This window comes from Microbacterium sp. EST19A, from assembly GCF_019969685.1.
Lineage (GTDB): Bacteria > Actinomycetota > Actinomycetes > Actinomycetales > Microbacteriaceae > Microbacterium.
Genome location: NZ_JAHXYZ010000002.1, coordinates 359,994 through 379,467 on the forward strand (window position 1 = coordinate 359,994; position 19,474 = coordinate 379,467).

Sequence of the window (19,474 nt, forward strand, 5' to 3'; positions counted from 1 at the left end):
GGGGTCGGCTGCATCGCGGCCGACCCCGTACGGGACAGCAATGTTCGGATTCATCGTCCGCCGTCTGAGCGCACTGGTCGTCCTCCTGCTCGTCGTCAGCTTCGTGACCTTCGCCCTGTTCCAGATCGGCCCCGCGGATCCCGCAGCGGCCGCATGCGGTCAGGAGTGCACGCCGGAGCGCGTCGCGCAGGCGCGCGTCGCACTCGGCATGGACAAGCCCTTCTTCGTGCAGTACTTCACCTACCTCACCGGCTTCTTCGGGGAGCGCATGATCGGCGCCCCGGGCGCCGAGCAGGTCTGCGCCTGGCCCTGCCTCGGAAAGTCGTTCCAGACCAACGAGAACGTGACCGACGTCATCGTCCGCGCGCTCCCGTACACGATCTCGATCGCCGTCGGCGCCGTCGTGCTGTGGACCATCGCGGGTGTCGGCCTCGGACTTCTCGCGGCGCTTCGGAAGGGACGAGCGACCGACAAGATCATCGTGGGCGCGGCATCCGTCGGCGTCTCGCTGCCCGTGCCCGTCACCGGACTGCTGCTCCTGCTGATCTTCGTCAGCGCACTGCACTGGCTCCCGTTCACGAGCAACCAGATCTCCTCGCCCTTCGGATCTGCGGGCCCCGGTGCGTGGTTCACCAACTACCTCCTGCCCTGGATCGCGCTCGCCATCCTCTTCAGCGCCCAGTACATCCGCATCACGCGCAACAACATGATCGAGACCTTCGGCGAGGACTTCATGCGCACCGCGCGGGCCAAGGGGCTCGGTACACGCCGGATCACCTTCACCCACGGCGTGCGAGCGGGCATCACCCCGATCATCACGATGCTCGGCCTCGACATCGGAGCACTGCTCGGAGGGGCGGTGCTGACGGAGCAGATCTTCTCCGTCCCCGGGCTCGGCTTCACGGCCGTGCGCGCCGCCACCTCGGGAGATCTCCCGGTGACCATGGCGATCACCATGCTGGCCGCGTTCTTCATCATCACAGCGAATGTCATCGTCGACCTCGTGTACGCGGGCGTCGACCCGAGAGTGAGGGTCAACTGATGACCACGCCGATTCTGGACATCCGCGATCTGCGGGTGACGTTCCCCACCGACGACGGCCTCGTGCACGCCGTGAACGGGATGGACCTGACCGTGCAGCGCGGGGAGACCGTCGGCATCGTCGGCGAATCCGGCTCCGGCAAGACCGTGACGAGTCAGACGCTGATGGGCCTGCTGAAGGGCACGAGCGCCCGCGTCACGGGACAGATCCTCTTCGACGGCACCGACCTCGTCCCGCTGAGCGAGAACGAGATGCGCCCGTACCGCGGCCGCAAGATCGGAATGATCTTCCAGGATCCGCTGTCGGCGATGCACCCCTTCTACACGGTCGGGCGTCAGATCGCGGAGGCGTACCGGGTGCACAATCACGTCAGCCGCAAGGCGGCGAAGGCGCAGGCGATCGAGATGCTGAACCGCGTCGGCATCCCCGATCCGGTGTCGAGATACGACGCGTATCCCCACGAGTTCTCCGGCGGCATGCGGCAGCGGGCGATGATCGCGATGGCGCTGATCTGCGAGCCGGAGCTTCTGATCGCCGACGAGCCGACGACCGCGCTCGACGTCACCGTGCAGGCCCAGATCCTCGATCTGATCGGTTCCCTGCAGGCGGAGACGGGATCGGCCGTGATCTTCGTCACGCACGATCTCGGCGTCGTGGCCGAGGTCTGCGAACGCGTCGTCGTGATGTACGGCGGACAATGCGTCGAGGAGGCCGATGTGCAGGACGCCTTCTTCCGGACCGCGCATCCGTACACGAAGGGACTGCTCGCCTCGATGCCGTCGATGGCGGACGACGCCGGTCGCCTCACGCCGATCCCCGGCTTCCCGCCCTCGCTCCTGGATCTGCCCACGGGATGCCTGTTCGCGGACCGCTGCCCCGTCTCGCACCTGGTGCCCGACGACCGGTGCCGCACCGAGCGCCCCGCGCTGACCATCGCAGAGCCGAGGCACCGCTCCCGCTGCCACCTGACGGATGCCGCGGCGTCGCTGCCCGTCGCTGCCGTGCTGGAGGCCTCCCGATGAGCACACCGCTCCTGAGCGTCGAAGACCTCGCCAAGCACTTCGCCGACAGCAAGGGGTTCCTGCGCGGCACGTCGCACGTCAAGGCGGTCGACGGCATCTCCTTCACCCTGGAGCGCGGATCGACCCTGGGGCTCGTCGGCGAGTCCGGCTGCGGCAAGTCGACCACCGGTCGCCTGCTCATGCGCCTGCTCGCGCCCACCTCCGGGCGCATCCTGCTGGACGGGACGGATGTCGCCGGGCTCCGCGGGAGCGAGCTGCAGGAGTTCCGACGCCGAGTGCAGATGGTCTTCCAGAACCCCGCGTCATCGCTGAACCCGCGACAGAGTGTCGGAGCCGCGATCGCGGCCCCGCTGCAGGCGCAGGGCATCAAGCCCAAGGAGGGGATGAAGAACCGGGTGGCCTCGCTGATGGATCGGGTGGGGCTGCGCCCCGAGCACTACAACCGCTTCCCCCACGAGTTCTCGGGCGGACAGAAGCAGCGTGTCGGGATCGCGCGGGCCCTGGCACTGGAACCGGACGTCGTCATCTGCGACGAGCCGGTCTCGGCGCTCGACGTCTCGGTGCAGGCGCAGGTGATCAACCTGCTGCAGGACATCCAGGCGGACACCGGCATCTCCTACGTGTTCATCGCCCACGACCTCTCGGTCGTCAAGCACTTCGCCGACGAGGTCGCCGTGATGTACCTCGGCCGCATCATGGAGCACGCCTCCCGCGACGAGGTGTTCGGAGCACCGCGGCATCCCTACACGCAGTCGCTGCTGTCATCCGTGCCCACGCCCGACCCGACGGCCGATCGCAGTCGGCGGATCCGCCTGGTCGGAGATCTCCCCCACCCGTCGAACCCGCCCAGCGGCTGCGTGTTCCGCACCCGCTGCCCGGTTCTCCCGCTCCTCGATGAAGAGAAGCAGAAGCTCTGCGGCGAGAGGGTTCCGACGGGACCCGCCGCGTGCCATCATCTTGCCGACGCCGCCGACCTCGTGTCGCGGCTCGGCTCCCCCGAAGAAAGGAAAGTCCATGCTGATTCGTGATGTGCGCCCCTGGGGAGCTGCCGCCTCGGATGTCGTGATCGAGGACGGGCTCATCGCCGCGATCCACCCCCGTGGAGCGGGTGACGCCCTCCCCGACGGAGCGAGCGTCGTCGACGGTCGTGGGCGCCTGCTGCTCCCCTCCTTCAGCGACGTGCACGTGCACCTGGACTCCACGCGCATCGGCCTCCCGTTCCGAGAGCACACCGGTGCACCGGGCGTGTGGGGGATGATGATGAACGATCGCCGCAACTGGCGCGATGCCGAGATCGATCTGCCGACCCGAGTCGCGGGGACGCTCGAGCAGATGATCGCGAAGGGGACGACCCGCGTCCGCTCCTACGCGCAGGTCGACGTGGACTGCAAGCTGGAGAAGTTCGACGCGGTGATGGCGGCGAAGGAGAAGTTCACGGGTCATGCGGACGTGCAGGTCATGACCTTCCCGCAGGCCGGCATCCTGCGCGAGGCGGGCACGATCGAGTATCTCGAGGAGTCCCTCAAGCAGGGCGCCGACGTGATGGGAGGCATCGACCCCTGCCAACTCGACCGCGACCCCGCGAAGCATCTCGACATCGTCTTCGGGCTGGCCGAGAAGTATCAGGTCGAGATCGACATCCATCTGCACGAGCCGGGCGAGCTCGGAGTGTTCAGCACCGATCTCGTCATCGAGCGCACGCGTGCCCTGGGGATGGAGGGGAAGGTGACGATGTCGCACGCCTACGATCTCGGCGCCGTGAACGAGGCCACCAGTCGTCGTCTGATCGACACCTTCGCCGAACTCGACATCTCGATGGCGACTGTCGCGCCGTCGACCAGCAATCACCTCTCACTCGTGCAGCTCGTCGAGGCCGGCGTTCGCGTGGGACTCGGAGAGGACGGACAGCGAGACTACTGGAGCCCCTACGGCAACGCCGACATGCTGGACCGCACCTGGCAGCTCGCGTTCACGAACGGCTTCCGCCGCGACGACCACATCGAGCTGGCCCTGGCCGTGGCGACGATGGGAGGGGCGAGCATCATGTCGCATTCCAGCCCGCGTCCGAGGCGCGTCGGCGACCGCCCGGGGCTCGCGGTGGGCGACCGCGCCGACCTGCTGCTGGTCGACGGCGAGACTCCGACGAGCGCCGTGATGGACAGGGGACGCGATCGCACCGTCATCCACGACGGTCGCGTGGTAGCCGATGGCCTTCGTGTCGTCGCTCTCTGACACCGGCCGAGCGAAGGTCCAGGAACGGGCGATCGGCCTCGGTGCGGCACTGCTGATCGGGCTGAACCTGCGTCCGGCGATCACCTCGGTCGCTGCGCTGCTCGAGCCGATCGGGGCCGGCTTCGCGCTGAGTGCGGTGCAGTTGAGCATCCTCGCCACGCTGCCGGTCATCGCCTTCGGGCTGACCGCGCCGCTCGGGCCGCTCCTGGCGCGGCGGCTCGGAGTCGTCCGCGCACTGGTCTGGGCGATGGCAGCTCTCGCGATGTCGCTGATCCTCCGTGCCGTGCTGCCCGGCGCGATGCTCGCCGGGACGTTCGTCGCCGGTGCGGCGATCATGGTCGCCGGCACGCTCCTCCCCCCGTATCTGAAGTCGCTCGGTGCCGGGGGCCTGTGGGTCGGTTTGAGCAGCATGTCCTTCAGTGCCGGAGCCGCGCTCGGCGCCGGACTCTCCGTTCCCGTCAGCCACGCGAGCGGACCTTCGCTCGCCCTCGCGGTCTGGGCCGTCCCGGCGCTGCTGGCGACGGGAGCGATGATCCGCGTGGCGTCGCGATCGGACGCACCGTCCCACACGCCGGCACGGACGAGGATCACCCGGGCGACCCGCCGCACCGTCGCCCTGGTGACGATCATGTTCGGGCTGCAGGCGATGCTGTTCTTCGCCGTGGCCGCCTGGCTGCCGCGCCTGCTCGGGGATCGCGGAGTCGATCAGGCGACGGCCGGATGGCTGCTCGCGCTGGCCAGCATCGCCGGTCTGATTCCGACGCTCGTCGCACCGATGGTCGCGAGACGCCGGAGAGTCCTCCTGTGGTTCGGTCCGGGACTGGGGGCCGTCATGGCGATTGCGTTCGTCTGGCTGGCGTCCGGCGATGCATCGTACGTGATCATCACGATCGTGCTCGGCGCCGTGCAGGGGGCGATGTTCGGCCTTTCGCTGAGTCTGATCGTCACGCAATCGCAGAACCAGGCCTCGGCAGGCCTTCTCTCCGCCGTATCGCAGGGCGTCGGCTACGCGTTCGCGGGTGCCGGGAGCCTGCTCGTCGGCATCCTGCACGATCTGACGGGCGACTGGACGCCGGGTCTCGTGTTCATGATCGCGTCCGCGGCCGTGCTCAGCGTGATCGTCGCTCTCGTCATCCGCCGACCGGCCGTGGACCTGAGAGAGGAATCAGCCGTCGCCGCCTGAGGACCAGGTCAGCCGACCCCCGCCCAGCTCGACGATCTCGCGCAGAGCACGCAGGTGACCGGCGAACGCGTCGGAGCCGGTCCTCGTCGCACGCACCCAGGTGCGAGGGCGACTTCCGACGTACACCTTCCTGCTCGTGATGTACCCGGCGTCGTGCAGGTGCGCGATGGCCTTGCTGAGGACCGAATCGTTCGCCTGGAGGATTCCCGCGAGCGTCGCGAAGTCGAGTTCGATGCCGTCGGTCAACGCGGCCATGAGCGAGAAGCGCACCGGTGTCGAGAAGCTGTCATCGAGCCGCGTGCGAGGGTGCGGGTCGCGCACGGGTCCCGCGCGGTCATCCATCTCGGCCACTGCGGGCGGGAGATCCGACGAGCGACACCAGCACGGCGAGGACGACGACGATCGCGCCGAGGATCGTCGTGCTCCACGGATTCACGAGATCGGATCGATCGCCGATCGTCACCACGGCCGTGAGCAGGAGCCCACCCAGGGCGAACATCGCGAAATGCGGCCATCGCCATACTTCGCCCAGATGGGCAGGACCCCAATCGGTGCGGTTGCCGATGCTCATCACGATGATCGCGCCTCCGGCGAGGAGCGCCAGCAGGTTCGACACGAGCAGATCGGCGGTACCCGCGACGATGATCAGCAAACCGAGCAGGACCCCGAGCCCGATGGTGGTCCCTCTCGCGGGCCAGAGGAACGGCGGGCGCTCGCGACGGACGCGGTGGGGCGCGTCTCGTCCTGCCCACAGCTGCCGGATGCCGAGCCCCACGAGGGCCGCCGTGCCTACCGCCGCAGGAAGCAGCACCAGCGCCAGCGGCAGTTCAGGCGCCATGAGGACCAGCACGAAGGTGCCGAGCATGGCGATGACGGTGAAGACGATGACGACGATGTAGACCGTGCGGTTGCCGCGGAAGCGCCACTGCACTCCCCTGCTCTGCGCCGCCCCGGACAGGATCTGGGAGGCGGCGAGCATCGCGAAGAGCAGCAGGCTGACGTGCGAGGCCTGACCGGATCGGATCAGGACGGCGCAGCAGGCGACGAAGAGCAGCATCACCAGCGCCTCGACGATCGTGATCCACCCCTGCGCGCGGAGGTCGACCTGGGAATCGCGTCGCTCGGTCACCGCTTCGACCTCGTCGAGATACCGTCGCGCCACCTCGGGTGTCGGCGGCTCGAGCGGCTCGACGCCGCGCATCGGCTTCTGGTCCATCAGGACCACCTCCTGTTTCCATGTGGAAAGCTCACTTACTTTCCTATCGGAAACCGAGGAGAGGGTCAACCCCCGAACGCGATGAAGGCCGCCCCACACCGTGGGGCGGCCTTCTCAAGAATGTTCTGCGCGATAAGTACGCTGGGGCGCTCTGCCTTAGCGGCGGAGTCCGAGACGCTCGATCAGCGAACGGTAACGCTCGATGTCGATGTCCTGGAGGTAGCCGAGCAGACGACGGCGCTGACCCACCATGAGGAACAGACCACGACGCGAGTGGTGGTCGTGCTTGTGCTCCTTGAGGTGTTCGGTGAGGTCCTTGATGCGCTGCGTCAGCATCGCGACCTGCACCTCGGGGGATCCGGTGTCACCGGGGTGCGTCGCGTACTCTTCCATGATCGCCTTCTTGGCGTCAGACTCGAGTGGCATAGATGGGATCCCCTTTCAGTTCGTTGCGCGGCGCCCGACGCCTGATGCGAGGGCTCTCTTTATCCGCGGCCGATCAAACGGCAACCTGAAGAGTCTACCAGTTGACGACCCGCCCCAGCGACACGGCGGCGGCGCCCCTGCCCGCGACGCTCGGCTAGTCTCGGAGGGTGCAGGACGAGGTCGTGAAGTGAGCGCAGCGCGCGGACACCTGATCGACCTCACCCCACTGAAGAGCAGCCCCGCCTTCGCCCGGATGTGGATCGGCTCCACCCTCGCAGGCATCGGCGGCCAGCTCACGATCGTCACGGTGATGCTGCACGTCTTCGCGCTCACCGAGAGCACGTTCGCCGTCTCGATGATCGCCGTCGCGGGGCTCCTCCCCATGATCTTCGCGGGGCTCTACGGCGGGATGCTCGCGGATGCGTTCGACCGCCGCCGCGTCGCCCTCATCGCCGCCACGGTGACGTTCGCCTCCACGGCACTGCTCGCGACGCTCACCTGGACCGGCGGTGAGACGATCTGGTGGCTGTACGTGCTCAGCATCGTCAACTCCGCCGCCAACTCCGTCGGGATGGCCACCCGCACCGCGATCGTGCCGCGCCTCATCCCCCGCGACATGCTCGCATCGGCATCCGCCCTCAACGGGGTGGCATTCGGCGTCACGGTGATGGCCGGTCCCGCTCTCGCGGGTCTTCTCGTCGCACTCACCGGCTACGGCTGGACCTACACGATCGACGTCGTGCTGATGCTGTCGATGTTCCTCGGCCTGTGGACGCTGCCCGCGCTGCGCCCCGAAGGCGACATCGTCCGCCCCGGCCTGGCGTCACTCGTCGACGGATGGCGCTTCCTGCGGCGGGCGGGCAACATCCGCACGCAGTACATCATCGACATCATCGCGATGACGTTCGGGCAGCCGCTGGTGCTGTTCCCCGCGCTCGGGACGGTGATCCTCGGCGGTGGAGCGGTCACGACGGGGATTCTGACGGCGGCGGTCGCGGTCGGCACCTTCGCGTCCAGTCTGCTGTCCGGTCGGGTGGTGCACTACCGCTGGCACGGCCGCGGCATCGAGCGCGCCGTGGAGGCCTACGGCGCCTCGATCCTGCTGTTCGGGGTGGTCCTGCTCATCGGGGCCTTCTCCGGTTCCGCGACCGAGCACTCCCCCGACGTCGCGCTGATCGTCGCGGCCTGCGTCGCGCTCGCGCTCTCCGGCGCGTCCGACAACGTCAGCTCCATCTACCGCAACACGATGATGCAGGCGGCCGTGCCCGACACGATGCGCGGGCGCCTTCAGGGCGTCTTCATCGTCGTGGTCACCGGCGGTCCGCGCGTCGGAGCCCTCTACGCCGGCACCCTGGCGACCGTGACCGCACTCTGGTTCCCACCGCTCCTCGGCGGGATCCTCGTGATCGCGCTGGTCGCGCTACTGGCACGCCGCAGCGGTCGCTTCCACGACTACGACGCAGAGAACCCCGAGCCGTGAGGCCCGGGGTTCTCGCGATCGGAGCGGTGCTCGTCAGTCCTGCTGCAGAGCGCCCTGCAGGTCGAGGCTGATCGTGACGTCCTTGCCCACCAGCACTCCACCGGTCTCGAGGGCGGCGTTCCAGGTGAGTCCGAAGTCCTCGCGGTTGATCACGGTCTTGGCGGAGGCGCCCGCCTTGTAGTTGCCGTAGGGGTCGGTGCCGAAGCCACCGAAGTCGAGCTCGAAGCTGACCGGCTTGGTGACGCCGCGGATGGTGAGGTCGCCGTCGACGAACAGCTCGTCGCCCTTGACGTGCGCGCCGGTGGAGACGAACTCCATGGTCGGGAAGTTCTCGGTGTCGAAGAAGTCGCCCGAGCGCAGGTGAGCATCGCGACCCTCGTCGTTCGTGTCGATCGAGGTGACGTCGACCGACGCCTCGACCTTCGCCTCCAGCGGGTTCTCCGGGGCGACGAGGGTGGCGTTCTTGACGCCGAACTTTCCGCGCACCTTCGAGATCATCATGTGGCGGACGCTGAACGTCACCTCGCTGTGCGCGGGGTCGAGGACCCAGGTGCCGGTGCGGTAGCCGGGAATGTCGATGCTGGTCATGATTTCTCTCCTCGAGACGTGGCCGCCGGAGCGGCGGACGGACAGGGGCCGCGTGCGCGGCATCATGTGACCCAACTTACATTCAACTGCATGTATTCCCGTGCATGGGGATTTTCTTCTCACCACGCACGGACGCCCCGCTCCGGAAGGAGCGAGGCGTCTGTGTCCGACGTGCGGTCGATCAGCCGACGGCGACGAGGTCGATGATGAAGATCAGGGTCTTGCCGGAGAGGAAGTGGCCTCCGCCGACCGGCCCGTAGGCGAGGTGCGGAGGGATGACGAGCTCACGCCGTCCGCCGACCTTCATGCCCGGGATGCCGTCCTGCCAGCCCTGGATCAGGCCACGAAGAGGGAACTGGATGGTCTCGCCGCGTCCCCACGAGGAGTCGAACTCCTCGCCGGAATCGAACTCGACGCCGGCGTAGTGAACGGTCACGGTGTCACCGGGCTTCGCCTCGGCGCCGTCGCCCTCGATGAGGTCGCGGATGACGAGCTCCGTGGGAGCGGTACCAGTGGGAGCGTCGAACTCAGGCTTTGTGCGATCAGTCATGCTTCCATCCAACCGGAGGCGTGCGAACGGGTCAACGCGGCAGCACCTGCTCACAGCGAACACTTCGACAAGCGGCTGATGACAAGGCAGAATCGCAACATGGAATCGATTTCGACGCGTCAGAACGCCGCCGATTCCCCCACGCCTCCGCACGGCGCAACGACCGCGCATCAACGTCCGCATCGCCTCCAGGGCGTGCTGTTCCAGCCCATCGGCGACGAGGGCCGCGCCGAACTCGTCGAGCGGCGTCTGGTCGATGCGATCACCCGCGGTCATCTCCGCGCCGGCGAGCGGCTCCCGTCGGAAGCCGAGATGGCGAGGAGTCTCGGGGTCGCGCCGGTCACCATCCGCGAGGCGCTGCTCGCCGTGCGCGAACGCGGCCTGGTCGTCACCCGTCGCGGACGCAACGGCGGCAGCTTCGTCGCCGCGCATGCCGACCCGCTCTCGTTCGCGCGGGAAGCCGTCCGCACGTCCTCCCGGGTGTCGCTGCGCGATCTCGGAGCCCACTACGCCGCGATCACCGGTGCCGGCGTGCGCCTCGCCGCCCGCCGAGCCGATCCCTCCGAGGCGCAGCAGGTCCGGCGGCGACTGGAACGCCTCGAGGAGCTCGACGGCGAATCGCAGCGTCGCCTGCTCGACGACGTGCAGATCGAGATCGTGGCGTTGAGCCAATCGGCGCGTCTGACCCGCGAGCAGATGAAGCTGCAGGCGGAGTTCTCGCCCTATCTGCGACTCGTCGCGCATACCTCCGACGACCATCGCCGGCAGGGGATGCATCTCGCGGCGGTCGTCGACGCGGTCGAAGATGCGGATGCCGCTGCCGCCGGCGCCCGCACCGAGACGATGGTCGCCGAGGTCATCGACGCCCTGATCCGGTCGCAGCTGGCAGCGAAGACCGACTGAGGCCGCCATGAAGGATGAATCCACCGCGGATCCGGAGGACGGGATGACGACAGCAGCCGAAACGACGATCCGCGAGGCCGTGCGAATCGTCGAGGACTACTTCTCCGGTCCGACGCGCAGCCTGCTCGAGTGGGTCGGCCCCTTCGCCGAACGGGTCGCCGAGGCCCAGCGGTCGGGGACACTGACCGGAGGGCGGATCGACGCCCTCGTGGAGCCGCACGCGTTGGACACTCTGGCCCTGAAGGATGCTCCGGTGTACGGCGCCGGTTTCATCGCCGCCATCGACCTCCCCGCCGACGCCCGCAGTCACCTCGCGTGGTGGCAGGGCGAGGATCGCAAGCAGCTCGTGCTCGCCGCGCAGTCGCTGAACAAGGAGAACATCGATTACAGCGCGCTCGAGTGGTACCGCATTCCGATGGCCACCGGCCGGCCGCACATGGCCGGACCGTACGTCGACTACCTCTGCAGCGACGAGTACACCATCACGATCGCTGTTCCCGCGGAGATCGACGGGGAGCGGATCGGCGTCGCGGGACTCGACATGCTCGTCTCGGAGGTCGAGCGCGATCTGCTGCCCCTCTTCGCTGCACTCGATTGCGACGTCACCGTCGTCAACGGCATCGGCCGCGTCGTGATCTCGACCGATCCGCAGTGTGCGACCGGCGACGCTGTACGCGGCACTCGCCGGGCGGAGCTCCCCCGGTTCGCCTGCACGGACGTCCCCCTGCACGTCATCGTCGACGCACCGCGCAACTGACTCTTGACACCCCGCATGGCCGGGTGCACCCTGTTTACAGACCAACTCAGCGCCCGGGAGACATGCAGGCATCGCCGCAGCACCGGGCGCTGAGTCTTGCCCCCAGGGCGTGCTACGAGCAGTCCTCCGCGTAGTCGACGAGGAGCGCGGCGATCTCTCCCGGGTGGCTCAGCATCGCGCAGTGGCCGCCGGGCACCTCGTCCGCGACGATGCCGAGACGCTGTTGCGCAAGATCGCGCAGGAAGTCCGCAGGGAAGAAGCGGTCGTCGGCGCACACGATGAATCGCGTCGGCACTGCCGGCCACTCGGCGAGGGGCCACGGTGCCGACATCGCGGCCGACGACGGATGCTGGCGCTCCTTGCTCAAAGCCGCCGCTGCCAGTTCGCGGGGCACGCCGTTGTAGAAGCTCACGTACGGGTCGTCGTGGCCGGTGAGCCCTCCGTCGCGGGCGGACTGCACCTCGACCGCGGAGCCGTAGCCCGTGACACTCCACCACTGCTCCGGTGGCTCGCCCGGCGCGGGTATCATCCCGGCCAGCAGCACCAGAGCATCGGCGGAGAGCCTTTCGGCGACGAGAGGTGCGGTGAAGCCTCCGAACGAGTGTCCGACGACGACGACGTCCTTCCGGTCGCCGACGGCAGCCACGACGGCATCCGCATAGTCCTCGAGCGTGAGTGCGTCGTCATCCGCCGGGAGGTCGGGGGCGATCACGTCATGCCCCTGTGCCTCGAGCTCGGCAGCGACGAGGTGCCAGGACCACCCGACGTCCCCGCCTCCGTGGATCAGCGCGAAAGTGCTCATCCCGAACCGCCTCTCTCCTGCGAAGACACTCGCCGCAACCTCAGTACGCGAGCAGCGCCGCCCTGGTCGCTCGTGTGCGGATCAGGAGTGCGCGCTCATCCTCGGCCGCGAGCGGATCACGCCCGGTGATCGCCCGCTGGCGGACCGATGCCAGCGCCGTCGCGTCTTTGATGAACTCCCGCATGAGCGGACGCCGATCTCCGCGCAGCTGCGCCGCCCAGGAGAGCCCCACCTTGCGTCCGGCCGGCGTCGCGAGCATGGTGACCTCCTCGGGCGTGAACCAGCCCGCGGCCGCATACTCGCCGAGGCGCGACTTCGTGAGACGCGCCTCCTCACGGCGCAGCATGATGATCCCGAAGATGAAGCCGAGGAAGAGCGGCACCTGGAGGGTGAAGTACAGGCCGAAGAAGTCGGCGAACGTCGCCGAACCGTTCCACAGGGCATGCAGCACGATCGCTCCGAGCATGCCGAGGAGGCCGGCCCCGAGGGCGACACCGGCCGACGCGTGACGACGCGCGGCGAGTCCGATCGCGAAGCCGGTGAGCGAGGTGAACATGGCGTGCGCGAAAGGCGAGAGCAGGGCGCGCACCACGAAGGTCACCGTGAGCTGCTCGCCGCCGCCCTCGATCAGGCTGATCGCGAAGTACTGGATGTTCTCGGTGAACGCGAACCCGGCGCCCACCAGAGCACCGTAGACGACACCGTCGACAGGACCGTCGAATGCGCGGCGCGCGACCAGGAAGATCAGGAAGACTCCGAAGCCCTTCCAGAACTCCTCGACGATCGGCGCCTGCACCACCGCCGAGAACGTCTCCCCGCGTTGGCCGACGAGCAGAGTGAGCCCCAGGTCGACGAGGAGCGTCAGTCCGATCGCCGCGATGGCCCCCCAGGCGATGGCGAAGAACACGAGTCGCTTCGGCTCGGGCTCCCAGCGGTCGATCATGCGCACCCCGAGGAAGACGATCGTGAGCGGGATGAGAGCGAGCACGAGTCCGATGACGGAGGCCATCGGACCGAGGGCCCAGCCGAAGTAGCCGATCAGGGCGAGGAGCAGGAAGCCCAGGAATGCGAAGAGCCAGATCGAGACGGTGCGACCCTTCCGCGTCGGCACGGGCAGCGCCGGCAGCGACGGAGCCGGCGAGGGCGCGACGGGGGCCGGCGGCGTGTAGGGGGTCGGCTGAGCGAGCGCCGACGCGTAGCCGGGCTGGGCCGAGAACTGCGGCGGAGTGTACGGCGACTGCGCGTACTGCGGCGCCGAGTACTGCGCCGTGTTCGGCGGCTGCGCAGGCGGCGGCGTGTAGGGCGACGGCTGCTGCGGCTGGGGAGGTCCTCCGAGACTCATAGCAGAAGCTTATGGGGCACAAGCCTCATCGCTCGGTTCTGGCGGAGACCTCCAGGCGGCGATCCCCCGCCACCGGGTAGCGTAGAAGCATGCGGTTCGCTCATCTGCGCCGTCCTGATTCCCCTCTCGCGGTTCTCGCCGTGGTGCAGGATTCGGACGCCATCCTCGTCTCTGACCTCCTCAACGATGCTCCTGCGACCCTGCAGAAGCTCATCGAGAGAGGTGACGGGGTACTCGACGAGTTGCGCGCCGCCCTCGCCGACGGCACCGCACCGCGGCATCCCCTCGGCGATTGGGAGTTCGATTCCGCCGTGCTCGCTCCCCCGGCCGTGCTGGCGGTCGGCCTGAACTACGCCGCGCACTCGAGCGAGCTCGGACTCAAGACCGACTCCGCGCCGACCGTGTTCACGCTGTGGCCGAACTCGTTGAACGGGCACGAGCAGATCACGTCATGGACGCGAGCGCTCAGCGAGGCCGTCGACTACGAGGCCGAACTCGGCGTGATCATGGGCACCCCTGCGAAGGACGTGAGCGAGGCCGACGCGCTCTCCCATGTCTGGGGATACACGGTGGTCAACGACATCACCGCCCGCAACATCCAGTTCTCCGAGGCGCAGTGGTCGCGCTGCAAGTCCTTCGACGGCTTCACGCCCACCGGCCCGTTCGCCGTCACGGCCGATGAGGTCGCCGACCCTCAGGACCTGCACATCTGGGCCGTCGTCGACGGTCACACCGTGCAGGACGCGAGCACCGGACAGATGGTCCGCTCGGTCGCCAAGCTGATCGCCCACCTGTCGCAGTCGGTCACGCTCCTGCCCGGCACGCTCATCTCCACCGGCAGCCCCGGCGGCGCCGGATACTCGCGCGACCCGCAGATCTTCCTCCGCGACCACTCGACGGTGACCGTCGGGATCGACGGGCTCGGCGAGCTGACGACGTACTGCCGCATCACCGGCTGAGCGCGCGAGCGCGAACGACGAAGGGGACGGATGCGGATCGCATCCGTCCCCTTCTCGTTGTCCGGCGGTCAGATCTCGACGAGATCCTCGGGCGAGATGATCGGGATCGCGGCCGTGATGGCCTCGAGTCCGGAGAGCCGCGCGGGCGACAGCTGCTTCGTGACCTCGTCGCGGGACATGAGCCCCGCCTCGACGACCAGGTCGGCGACGTTGCGGTTCGTCAGCAACGCGGTCTTCGCGAGCGCCGCGGCCGCCGCGTACCCGATGAACGGCGTGAGGGCGGTGATGACGCCCACCGAGGCGCCGACCATGGCGCCCAGGCGGTCGCGGTTGGCGGTGATGCCGTCGACGCAGTTGACGCGCAGCGTCCACATCGCCTGACGCATCCAGGTGATCGACTGGAAGATCGAGTGCGCGATCACCGGCTCGAAGGCGTTCAGCTGCAGCTGACCGGCCTCGGCCGCCATCGTGACGGTCATGTCCGCGCCGGCGACGGCGAAGGCGACCTGGTTCACGACCTCGGGGATCACCGGGTTTACCTTGCCGGGCATGATGCTGGAGCCGGCCTGCATGGCGGGGAGGTTGATCTCGCCGAAGCCCGCCTGCGGGCCGGACGAGAGCAGACGCAGGTCGTTGCAGATCTTCGACAGCTTCATCGCGTTGCGCTTGAGCGTCGACGAGAACGACATGAACGATCCGGTGTCGCTGGTGGCCTCGACCAGGTCGGCCGACGTCTTCAGATCGAGCGAGGTGATCTCGCGCAGGTGCTTCAGCACGGCCGGCGCGTAGTCCTGATGCGTGGTGATGCCCGTGCCGATCGCGGTCGCACCCATGTTGATCTCGAACATCAGCGACGCGTTCTCGGTCAGGCGGGTGTGGTCGAAGCCGAGCGTCGAGGCGAAGCCGTGGAACTCCTGCCCGAGGGTCATCGGCACGGCGTCCTGCAGCTGCGTGCGGCCGACCTTGAGCACGTCGTGGAACTCCCGCGACTTCGCCAGGAACGACAGGCGCAGCAGGTCGAGCTCCTCGAGCAGTGAGCGGAGCGTCAGCGACAGACCGATCTTCACGGCCGTCGGGTACACGTCGTTCGTGGACTGGCTGCGGTTGGTGTGGTCGATCGGCGACAGGAAGGCGTAGTCGCCCTTCTCGCGTCCGGCCATCTCCAGCGCGATGTTGGTGATGACCTCGTTCGCGTTCATGTTGGTCGAGGTGCCTGCGCCCCCCTGGATGACGCCGACCGTGAACTGCTCGTGGAACTCGCCGTCGATCACGCGCTGGGCGGCGCGGTCGATGAGATCGGCGCGCTCCGGGTCCAGGACCCCGATCTGACGGTTGGCTCTGGCACTGGCCTGCTTGACCATCGCGAGCGCGATCACCAGGTCCGGGTAGACCGAGATCGGGCGCTTCGTGATCGGGAAGTTCGCATCGGCGCGGGCGGTGTGGATCCCCCAGTACGCGTCGACGGGAATCTCCATGCTCCCGAGGGAATCGGTCTCGGTGCGGGTCAGGGCAGGCGCGGCAGAAGCCATGTCACATCCTTGTGGGTCGTGGCGGGTGAGTGAGTGGGGGATGCCACCAGTCTACGCGGCTCACCGGCCAGGTTTCCGGGAGAAGGCTTCGAGCCGTCCTTCCGGCGTGAGGCTCGCCATGTGCTCCAGCCAGGCCTCGGAGAAGTAGTCCCCGGTCGTCGCATCGGTCACCGGGACGACGGAGTGGGTGATCGTGTCGGGGTGCACGTGGACGAGCTGGAACGCCTGCGCGGCATCCATCCCGTTGACCTCGGCGGCCGGTCGCGCGACGTTCATCGTGTAGCAGGTGGCCGAGGACACGCTCACCGGAACGCCGGCGAACATGCCGTGCGACGAGTAGTGCAGGTGCCCGGCGAGGATGCCGCGCACGTCGCTGCCGCGGAGGATCTCGGCGAGCTCGTCCTGATGCCGCAGCTCGAGGATGTCGAACAGGGGAACGTGACTCGGCAGGGGTGGGTGGTGCATCGCCAGCAGCGTGCCGTGGGGCGCCGGCTGCGCCAGGACCTCTGCGAGCCAGCCGAGCTGCGCCGCGTCCAGATCGCCGTGGTGCCAACCGGGAACGCTCGTGTCGAGCGCGACGACCCGCAGGCCGTCGAGATCCCACACCCCGGTCACGGGCTCCTCCGTCGGTGCCAGGTCGAGCAGATCCCTGCGCAGGGCAGGGCGCTCGTCGTGGTTGCCCGCGACCCAGATGATCGGGGCACCGAGCTCGGCGGCGACCGGCTCGACGGCGGCGCGCAGCCGACGATACGCATCCGGCTCCCCCAGGTCGGCGAGGTCACCCGTGATGACGATGGCCGCAGGGTCGGGATGCACGGCACGGATCGCCGCGAGCGTGCGCGCGAGGGTGGCCTCCACGTCGTAGCGGCCGCCGAGGCGGGCTCCTCCGGCCAGGAAGTGCGGGTCGCTGACGTGGATGAGGACGTGGGACGCTGGCCGGTGCCGGCCGAAGACGTGCGGGGTGCCGATTCCTGCGGACATGGCATCAGCCTATGCTCCCCCCGACTACTGCGGCTGTAGTGCTCGCGTTAGGATGCCGACATGGCCAAGAACGACAGCAGACGACGGAGCATCGCGGATGCCGGCCTGGCCGTGCTCGCGAAGGACGGATCACGGGGGCTGACCCACCGCGCCGTCGACCTCGCCGCCGGCGTGCCAACCGGCACGACTTCGAACTACTTCCGCAGCCGCGATGCCCTCGTCGCCGGGCTCGTCGACCGCATCGGAGAACGACTCGCGCCCGCTCCGGAGGACCTCGAGCGACGCGCCGCCGGCACACCCGGTCCCGCCCTGTTCGCCGACTACATCCGAGACATCGTGCGGCGCCTCAGCGACGATCGCGACGTCACCCTCGCCCTCTTCGAACTGCGCCTGGAGAGCAGCCGCCGGCCCGAGATCGCCGCCGTCCTCGGAGCCTGGCAGCGCGCCGGGTTCGACGGCGATGTCGCCTTCAACACCGCGGCGGGGCTCCCGGGCGCACGGCGCGAGATCGCCCTCTTCCACTACGCGATCGACGGACTCCTGCTCGACCGACTGACGACGCCGATCGATCCGGAGACCCCGACCGACGACATCATCGACGACCTCGTCGCCGGGTTGCTCGGCTGAGCGCGCCGTCCAGAGGTCAGTGCCCCAGGACGATGATCAGGATCCCGGCGACCACCGCTGCCGCGCACAGGACGAAGCACCCGTAGGCGCCCACCAGCGCGAGAGACTTCTGTCCCTCGGTCAGCGGGCTCTTCCTGGCGGCCTTCGCGGCCTGCTTGGCGGCGCGCTTGAGCTCCTTCTCGGAGATGACCGTGATCGCATCGGTGAACTCCGCCGGACTCACCACGGGAGCGCGCCCGCTGCGCACCAGCAGGCGGAGCCCGAGGGCGTAGAACGTGACGATGGCGGTCGCGCCGACGAGGGCTGCGGCGAACACCTGCAGGAAGGCGAGCCAGTCGATGGAAACGGTCATGCGGAGTCTCCGTCCCGGCTCACGTCGACGGGCTTGGCGGGCTTCCCGGACTTGCCGGACTTCCCGGACTTCGACGCCGCCTTCGCCTCGGCCTTCTTCTTCGCCTGAGCCTTGGCCTCGGCCTTCGCCTTGTCCCTGGCATCCGCTCGTGCCTTGGCCTCCGCCTTGGCCTGCTCGATGCGCTGCTGACGGCGCGTCGGCGGCGGCGTGTCGGGAAGATCGACCGCGAGACCGGATTCCGCGACGTCGCTCATCGCGTTCGCCGGGGTGACCGCGTTGCGGCGCGAGCGCATGAAGAGCGCCAGGATGATCACCACGGCGATGACGGCATCGATCGCGACGCCCCAGTTGCCCAGCCACACGACGAGAAGAGCGGCCAGGGCGCCTACGCCGCCGGCGGCGGGCAGCGTCAGGAGCCAGCCGATGCCGATCCGCCCGGCGGTCCGCCAGCGGACCGTCGATCCTCGGCGGCCGAGTCCGGAGCCGATGACCGAGCCCGAGGCCACCTGCGTGGTGGAGAGGGCGAAGCCCAGAGCGCTCGATGCGAGGATGGTCGCCGCGGTGGAGCTCTCGGCAGCGAAGCCCTGCGCCGGCTTGACGTCGGTCAGGCCCTTGCCGAGCGTGCGGATGATGCGCCAGCCACCGAGGTAGGTGCCGAGCGCGATCGTGAAGGCGCAGGCGATGATGACCCAGAGCTCGGGTTCGTGGTGAGCGCCCGACTGCCAGCCGATCGTGATCATCGCCAGAGTGATGACACCCATGGTCTTCTGCGCGTCGTTGGTGCCGTGCGCGAGGGCGACGAGCGACGACGTGAAGATCTGCCCCCAGCGGAAGCCGTCGCGACCGTCGGGCTTCCCGTCGTAGCGGCGAGTGATCGAGTACGCGATCTTGGTCGCCGCGAACGCGATGATCCCGGCCGTGACCGGCGCGATCAGCGCGGGCAGCACGATCTTCGACAGCACCATCCCGAAGTCGATGCCGCCGAGCCCCGCGCCGACGAGAGTGGCGCCGATCAGGCCGCCGAAGAGCGCATGCGACGAGCTGGACGGCAGACCGAGGAGCCACGTCAGCATGTTCCAGGTGATGGCGCCGATGAGTCCGGCGAAGATCAGCGAGAGGAAGAGATCGGTGCCGGCGGCGATGATCGCATCCTCTTTGATGATCCCCCCGGAGATCGTCTTCGAGACCTCTGTCGAGAGGAACGCGCCGACGAGGTTGAGGGCGGCCGCCAGAAGGACGGCGGTCTTGGGCTTCAGCGCGCCGGTGGCGATGGGAGTCGCCATCGCGTTCGCGGTGTCGTGAAACCCGTTCGTGAAGTCGAAGAAGAGTGCCAGCGCGATGACAAGCACGACGATGAGGGCTGCGGTTTCCACCGTTCGCTTTCGGTCGTTGAGGAGGAAGGAGGTGTCGACGTGATCGACGTGACGAACGAAGAGTTCACCGTGGGTTTTTCTTCCGTTAACCGGCCCCGTTGAATCCTCCC

Annotated in this window: 21 protein-coding genes; 10 read left to right on the forward strand and 11 right to left on the reverse strand. The window is 68.4% G+C overall.

Annotation, left to right across the window (positions count from 1 at the left end; all coding sequences use genetic code 11):
- Positions 1–40 precede the first annotated feature (40 nt).
- Genes LC452_RS11785 through LC452_RS11805 form a run of 5 tightly spaced genes read left to right on the forward strand, consistent with a single transcriptional unit; the run spans position 41 to position 5,479 of the window.
- Entirely contained in the window at positions 41–1,042 is a 1,002-nt protein-coding gene (locus LC452_RS11785) for an ABC transporter permease (RefSeq protein ID WP_223625440.1), read from the forward strand.
- A complete protein-coding gene (locus LC452_RS11790) occupies positions 1,042–2,064 on the forward strand; it encodes an ABC transporter ATP-binding protein (RefSeq protein ID WP_223625442.1) in 1,023 nt (340 codons plus the stop codon). The genes LC452_RS11785 and LC452_RS11790 overlap by 1 nt, the downstream gene beginning before the upstream one ends.
- Complete coding sequence (locus LC452_RS11795; RefSeq protein WP_223625445.1) at positions 2,061–3,092, forward strand: ABC transporter ATP-binding protein; 1,032 nt, start codon at positions 2,061–2,063, stop codon at positions 3,090–3,092. The genes LC452_RS11790 and LC452_RS11795 overlap by 4 nt, the downstream gene beginning before the upstream one ends.
- Positions 3,079–4,296: an amidohydrolase family protein gene (locus LC452_RS11800; protein ID WP_223625448.1), complete on the forward strand. Its 1,218-nt coding sequence runs from the start codon at positions 3,079–3,081 to the stop codon at positions 4,294–4,296. Before LC452_RS11795 ends, LC452_RS11800 begins: the two co-directional genes overlap by 14 nt.
- On the forward strand, positions 4,271–5,479 hold the full coding sequence (locus LC452_RS11805) for an MFS transporter (RefSeq protein ID WP_223625451.1): 1,209 nt from the start codon (positions 4,271–4,273) through the stop codon (positions 5,477–5,479). The genes LC452_RS11800 and LC452_RS11805 overlap by 26 nt, the downstream gene beginning before the upstream one ends.
- Here the strand turns inward: LC452_RS11805 and LC452_RS11810 are convergent.
- From LC452_RS11810 to rpsO, 3 genes are all read right to left on the reverse strand, one after another.
- Positions 5,462–5,821: a transcriptional regulator gene (locus tag LC452_RS11810; RefSeq protein ID WP_223625454.1), complete on the reverse strand. Its 360-nt coding sequence runs from the start codon at positions 5,819–5,821 to the stop codon at positions 5,462–5,464. The genes LC452_RS11805 and LC452_RS11810 overlap by 18 nt on opposite strands.
- The gene (locus LC452_RS11815) at positions 5,814–6,695 is read right to left on the reverse strand and encodes a hypothetical protein (protein ID WP_223625457.1); all 882 of its coding nucleotides are present in this window, start codon (positions 6,693–6,695) and stop codon (positions 5,814–5,816) included. The genes LC452_RS11810 and LC452_RS11815 overlap by 8 nt, the downstream gene beginning before the upstream one ends.
- Before the next feature lie 156 nt (positions 6,696–6,851).
- Positions 6,852–7,121, reverse strand: a complete 270-nt coding sequence (gene rpsO / locus LC452_RS11820; RefSeq protein WP_046014407.1) for a 30S ribosomal protein S15 — start codon at positions 7,119–7,121, stop codon at positions 6,852–6,854.
- A 187-nt stretch (positions 7,122–7,308) separates the two neighbouring features.
- On the opposite strand from rpsO, the gene LC452_RS11825 reads away from it, so the two are divergent.
- Positions 7,309–8,601, forward strand: a complete 1,293-nt coding sequence (locus LC452_RS11825) for an MFS transporter (RefSeq protein ID WP_223625460.1) — start codon at positions 7,309–7,311, stop codon at positions 8,599–8,601.
- 33 nt (positions 8,602–8,634) lie between these two features.
- Here LC452_RS11825 and LC452_RS11830 read toward each other — a convergent pair whose 3' ends face one another.
- Together LC452_RS11830 and LC452_RS11835 are read right to left on the reverse strand one after the other, a co-directional pair.
- Positions 8,635–9,189: a YceI family protein gene (locus tag LC452_RS11830; RefSeq protein WP_223625463.1), complete on the reverse strand. Its 555-nt coding sequence runs from the start codon at positions 9,187–9,189 to the stop codon at positions 8,635–8,637.
- A 181-nt stretch (positions 9,190–9,370) separates the two neighbouring features.
- Complete coding sequence (locus tag LC452_RS11835; RefSeq protein ID WP_223625467.1) at positions 9,371–9,739, reverse strand: FKBP-type peptidyl-prolyl cis-trans isomerase; 369 nt, start codon at positions 9,737–9,739, stop codon at positions 9,371–9,373.
- A gap of 99 nt (positions 9,740–9,838) precedes the next feature.
- Here LC452_RS11835 and LC452_RS11840 point away from each other — a divergent pair, with 99 nt between their 5' ends.
- Together LC452_RS11840 and LC452_RS11845 are read left to right on the forward strand one after the other, a co-directional pair.
- Positions 9,839–10,642: a FadR/GntR family transcriptional regulator gene (locus tag LC452_RS11840; protein ID WP_223625469.1), complete on the forward strand. Its 804-nt coding sequence runs from the start codon at positions 9,839–9,841 to the stop codon at positions 10,640–10,642.
- A 7-nt stretch (positions 10,643–10,649) separates the two neighbouring features.
- Complete coding sequence (locus LC452_RS11845; RefSeq protein WP_223625472.1) at positions 10,650–11,399, forward strand: cache domain-containing protein; 750 nt, start codon at positions 10,650–10,652, stop codon at positions 11,397–11,399.
- Positions 11,400–11,511: 112 nt separating this feature from the next.
- On the opposite strand, the gene LC452_RS11850 is transcribed toward LC452_RS11845, so the two are convergent.
- The gene (locus LC452_RS11850; protein WP_223625475.1) at positions 11,512–12,201 is read right to left on the reverse strand and encodes an alpha/beta fold hydrolase; all 690 of its coding nucleotides are present in this window, start codon (positions 12,199–12,201) and stop codon (positions 11,512–11,514) included.
- Between the two features lie 40 nt (positions 12,202–12,241).
- Positions 12,242–13,543, reverse strand: a complete 1,302-nt coding sequence (locus LC452_RS11855) for a PrsW family intramembrane metalloprotease (protein ID WP_223625477.1) — start codon at positions 13,541–13,543, stop codon at positions 12,242–12,244.
- 89 nt (positions 13,544–13,632) lie between these two features.
- Here LC452_RS11855 and LC452_RS11860 point away from each other — a divergent pair, with 89 nt between their 5' ends.
- Complete coding sequence (locus LC452_RS11860; RefSeq protein ID WP_223625480.1) at positions 13,633–14,502, forward strand: fumarylacetoacetate hydrolase family protein; 870 nt, start codon at positions 13,633–13,635, stop codon at positions 14,500–14,502.
- A gap of 68 nt (positions 14,503–14,570) precedes the next feature.
- Here the strand turns inward: LC452_RS11860 and LC452_RS11865 are convergent, their stop codons facing one another.
- A complete protein-coding gene (locus LC452_RS11865) occupies positions 14,571–16,031 on the reverse strand; it encodes an aspartate ammonia-lyase (RefSeq protein ID WP_223625483.1) in 1,461 nt (486 codons plus the stop codon).
- A gap of 60 nt (positions 16,032–16,091) precedes the next feature.
- A complete protein-coding gene (locus LC452_RS11870; protein ID WP_223625486.1) occupies positions 16,092–17,012 on the reverse strand; it encodes a phosphodiesterase in 921 nt (306 codons plus the stop codon).
- Positions 17,013–17,072: 60 nt separating this feature from the next.
- On the opposite strand from LC452_RS11870, the gene LC452_RS11875 reads away from it, so the two are divergent.
- Positions 17,073–17,639, forward strand: coding sequence for a TetR/AcrR family transcriptional regulator (locus LC452_RS11875; RefSeq protein ID WP_223625489.1), 567 nt, complete (start codon positions 17,073–17,075; stop codon positions 17,637–17,639).
- Positions 17,640–17,655: 16 nt separating this feature from the next.
- Here the strand turns inward: LC452_RS11875 and LC452_RS11880 are convergent, their stop codons facing one another.
- On the reverse strand, positions 17,656–17,991 hold the full coding sequence (locus tag LC452_RS11880; RefSeq protein WP_223625492.1) for a peptidase: 336 nt from the start codon (positions 17,989–17,991) through the stop codon (positions 17,656–17,658).
- Complete coding sequence (locus LC452_RS11885; RefSeq protein WP_223625494.1) at positions 17,988–19,364, reverse strand: inorganic phosphate transporter; 1,377 nt, start codon at positions 19,362–19,364, stop codon at positions 17,988–17,990. The genes LC452_RS11880 and LC452_RS11885 overlap by 4 nt, the downstream gene beginning before the upstream one ends.
- Between the last annotated feature and the right edge of the window lie 110 nt (positions 19,365–19,474).

Coding starts and splice junctions, on each gene's coding strand:
- LC452_RS11785 (WP_223625440.1), top strand. CDS start 41: ATGTTCGGATTCATCGTCCGCCGTCTGAGCGCACTGGTCGTCCTCCTG.
- LC452_RS11790 (WP_223625442.1), top strand. CDS start 1,042: ATGACCACGCCGATTCTGGACATCCGCGATCTGCGGGTGACGTTCCCC.
- LC452_RS11795 (WP_223625445.1), top strand. CDS start 2,061: ATGAGCACACCGCTCCTGAGCGTCGAAGACCTCGCCAAGCACTTCGCC.
- LC452_RS11800 (WP_223625448.1), top strand. CDS start 3,079: ATGCTGATTCGTGATGTGCGCCCCTGGGGAGCTGCCGCCTCGGATGTC.
- LC452_RS11805 (WP_223625451.1), top strand. CDS start 4,271: ATGGCCTTCGTGTCGTCGCTCTCTGACACCGGCCGAGCGAAGGTCCAG.
- LC452_RS11810 (WP_223625454.1), bottom strand. CDS start 5,821: ATGGATGACCGCGCGGGACCCGTGCGCGACCCGCACCCTCGCACGCGG.
- LC452_RS11815 (WP_223625457.1), bottom strand. CDS start 6,695: ATGGACCAGAAGCCGATGCGCGGCGTCGAGCCGCTCGAGCCGCCGACA.
- rpsO (WP_046014407.1), bottom strand. CDS start 7,121: ATGCCACTCGAGTCTGACGCCAAGAAGGCGATCATGGAAGAGTACGCG.
- LC452_RS11830 (WP_223625463.1), bottom strand. CDS start 9,189: ATGACCAGCATCGACATTCCCGGCTACCGCACCGGCACCTGGGTCCTC.
- LC452_RS11835 (WP_223625467.1), bottom strand. CDS start 9,739: ATGACTGATCGCACAAAGCCTGAGTTCGACGCTCCCACTGGTACCGCT.
- LC452_RS11840 (WP_223625469.1), top strand. CDS start 9,839: ATGGAATCGATTTCGACGCGTCAGAACGCCGCCGATTCCCCCACGCCT.
- LC452_RS11845 (WP_223625472.1), top strand. CDS start 10,650: ATGAAGGATGAATCCACCGCGGATCCGGAGGACGGGATGACGACAGCA.
- LC452_RS11850 (WP_223625475.1), bottom strand. CDS start 12,201: ATGAGCACTTTCGCGCTGATCCACGGAGGCGGGGACGTCGGGTGGTCC.
- LC452_RS11855 (WP_223625477.1), bottom strand. CDS start 13,543: ATGAGTCTCGGAGGACCTCCCCAGCCGCAGCAGCCGTCGCCCTACACG.
- LC452_RS11860 (WP_223625480.1), top strand. CDS start 13,633: ATGCGGTTCGCTCATCTGCGCCGTCCTGATTCCCCTCTCGCGGTTCTC.
- LC452_RS11865 (WP_223625483.1), bottom strand. CDS start 16,031: ATGGCTTCTGCCGCGCCTGCCCTGACCCGCACCGAGACCGATTCCCTC.
- LC452_RS11870 (WP_223625486.1), bottom strand. CDS start 17,012: ATGTCCGCAGGAATCGGCACCCCGCACGTCTTCGGCCGGCACCGGCCA.
- LC452_RS11875 (WP_223625489.1), top strand. CDS start 17,073: ATGGCCAAGAACGACAGCAGACGACGGAGCATCGCGGATGCCGGCCTG.
- LC452_RS11880 (WP_223625492.1), bottom strand. CDS start 17,991: ATGACCGTTTCCATCGACTGGCTCGCCTTCCTGCAGGTGTTCGCCGCA.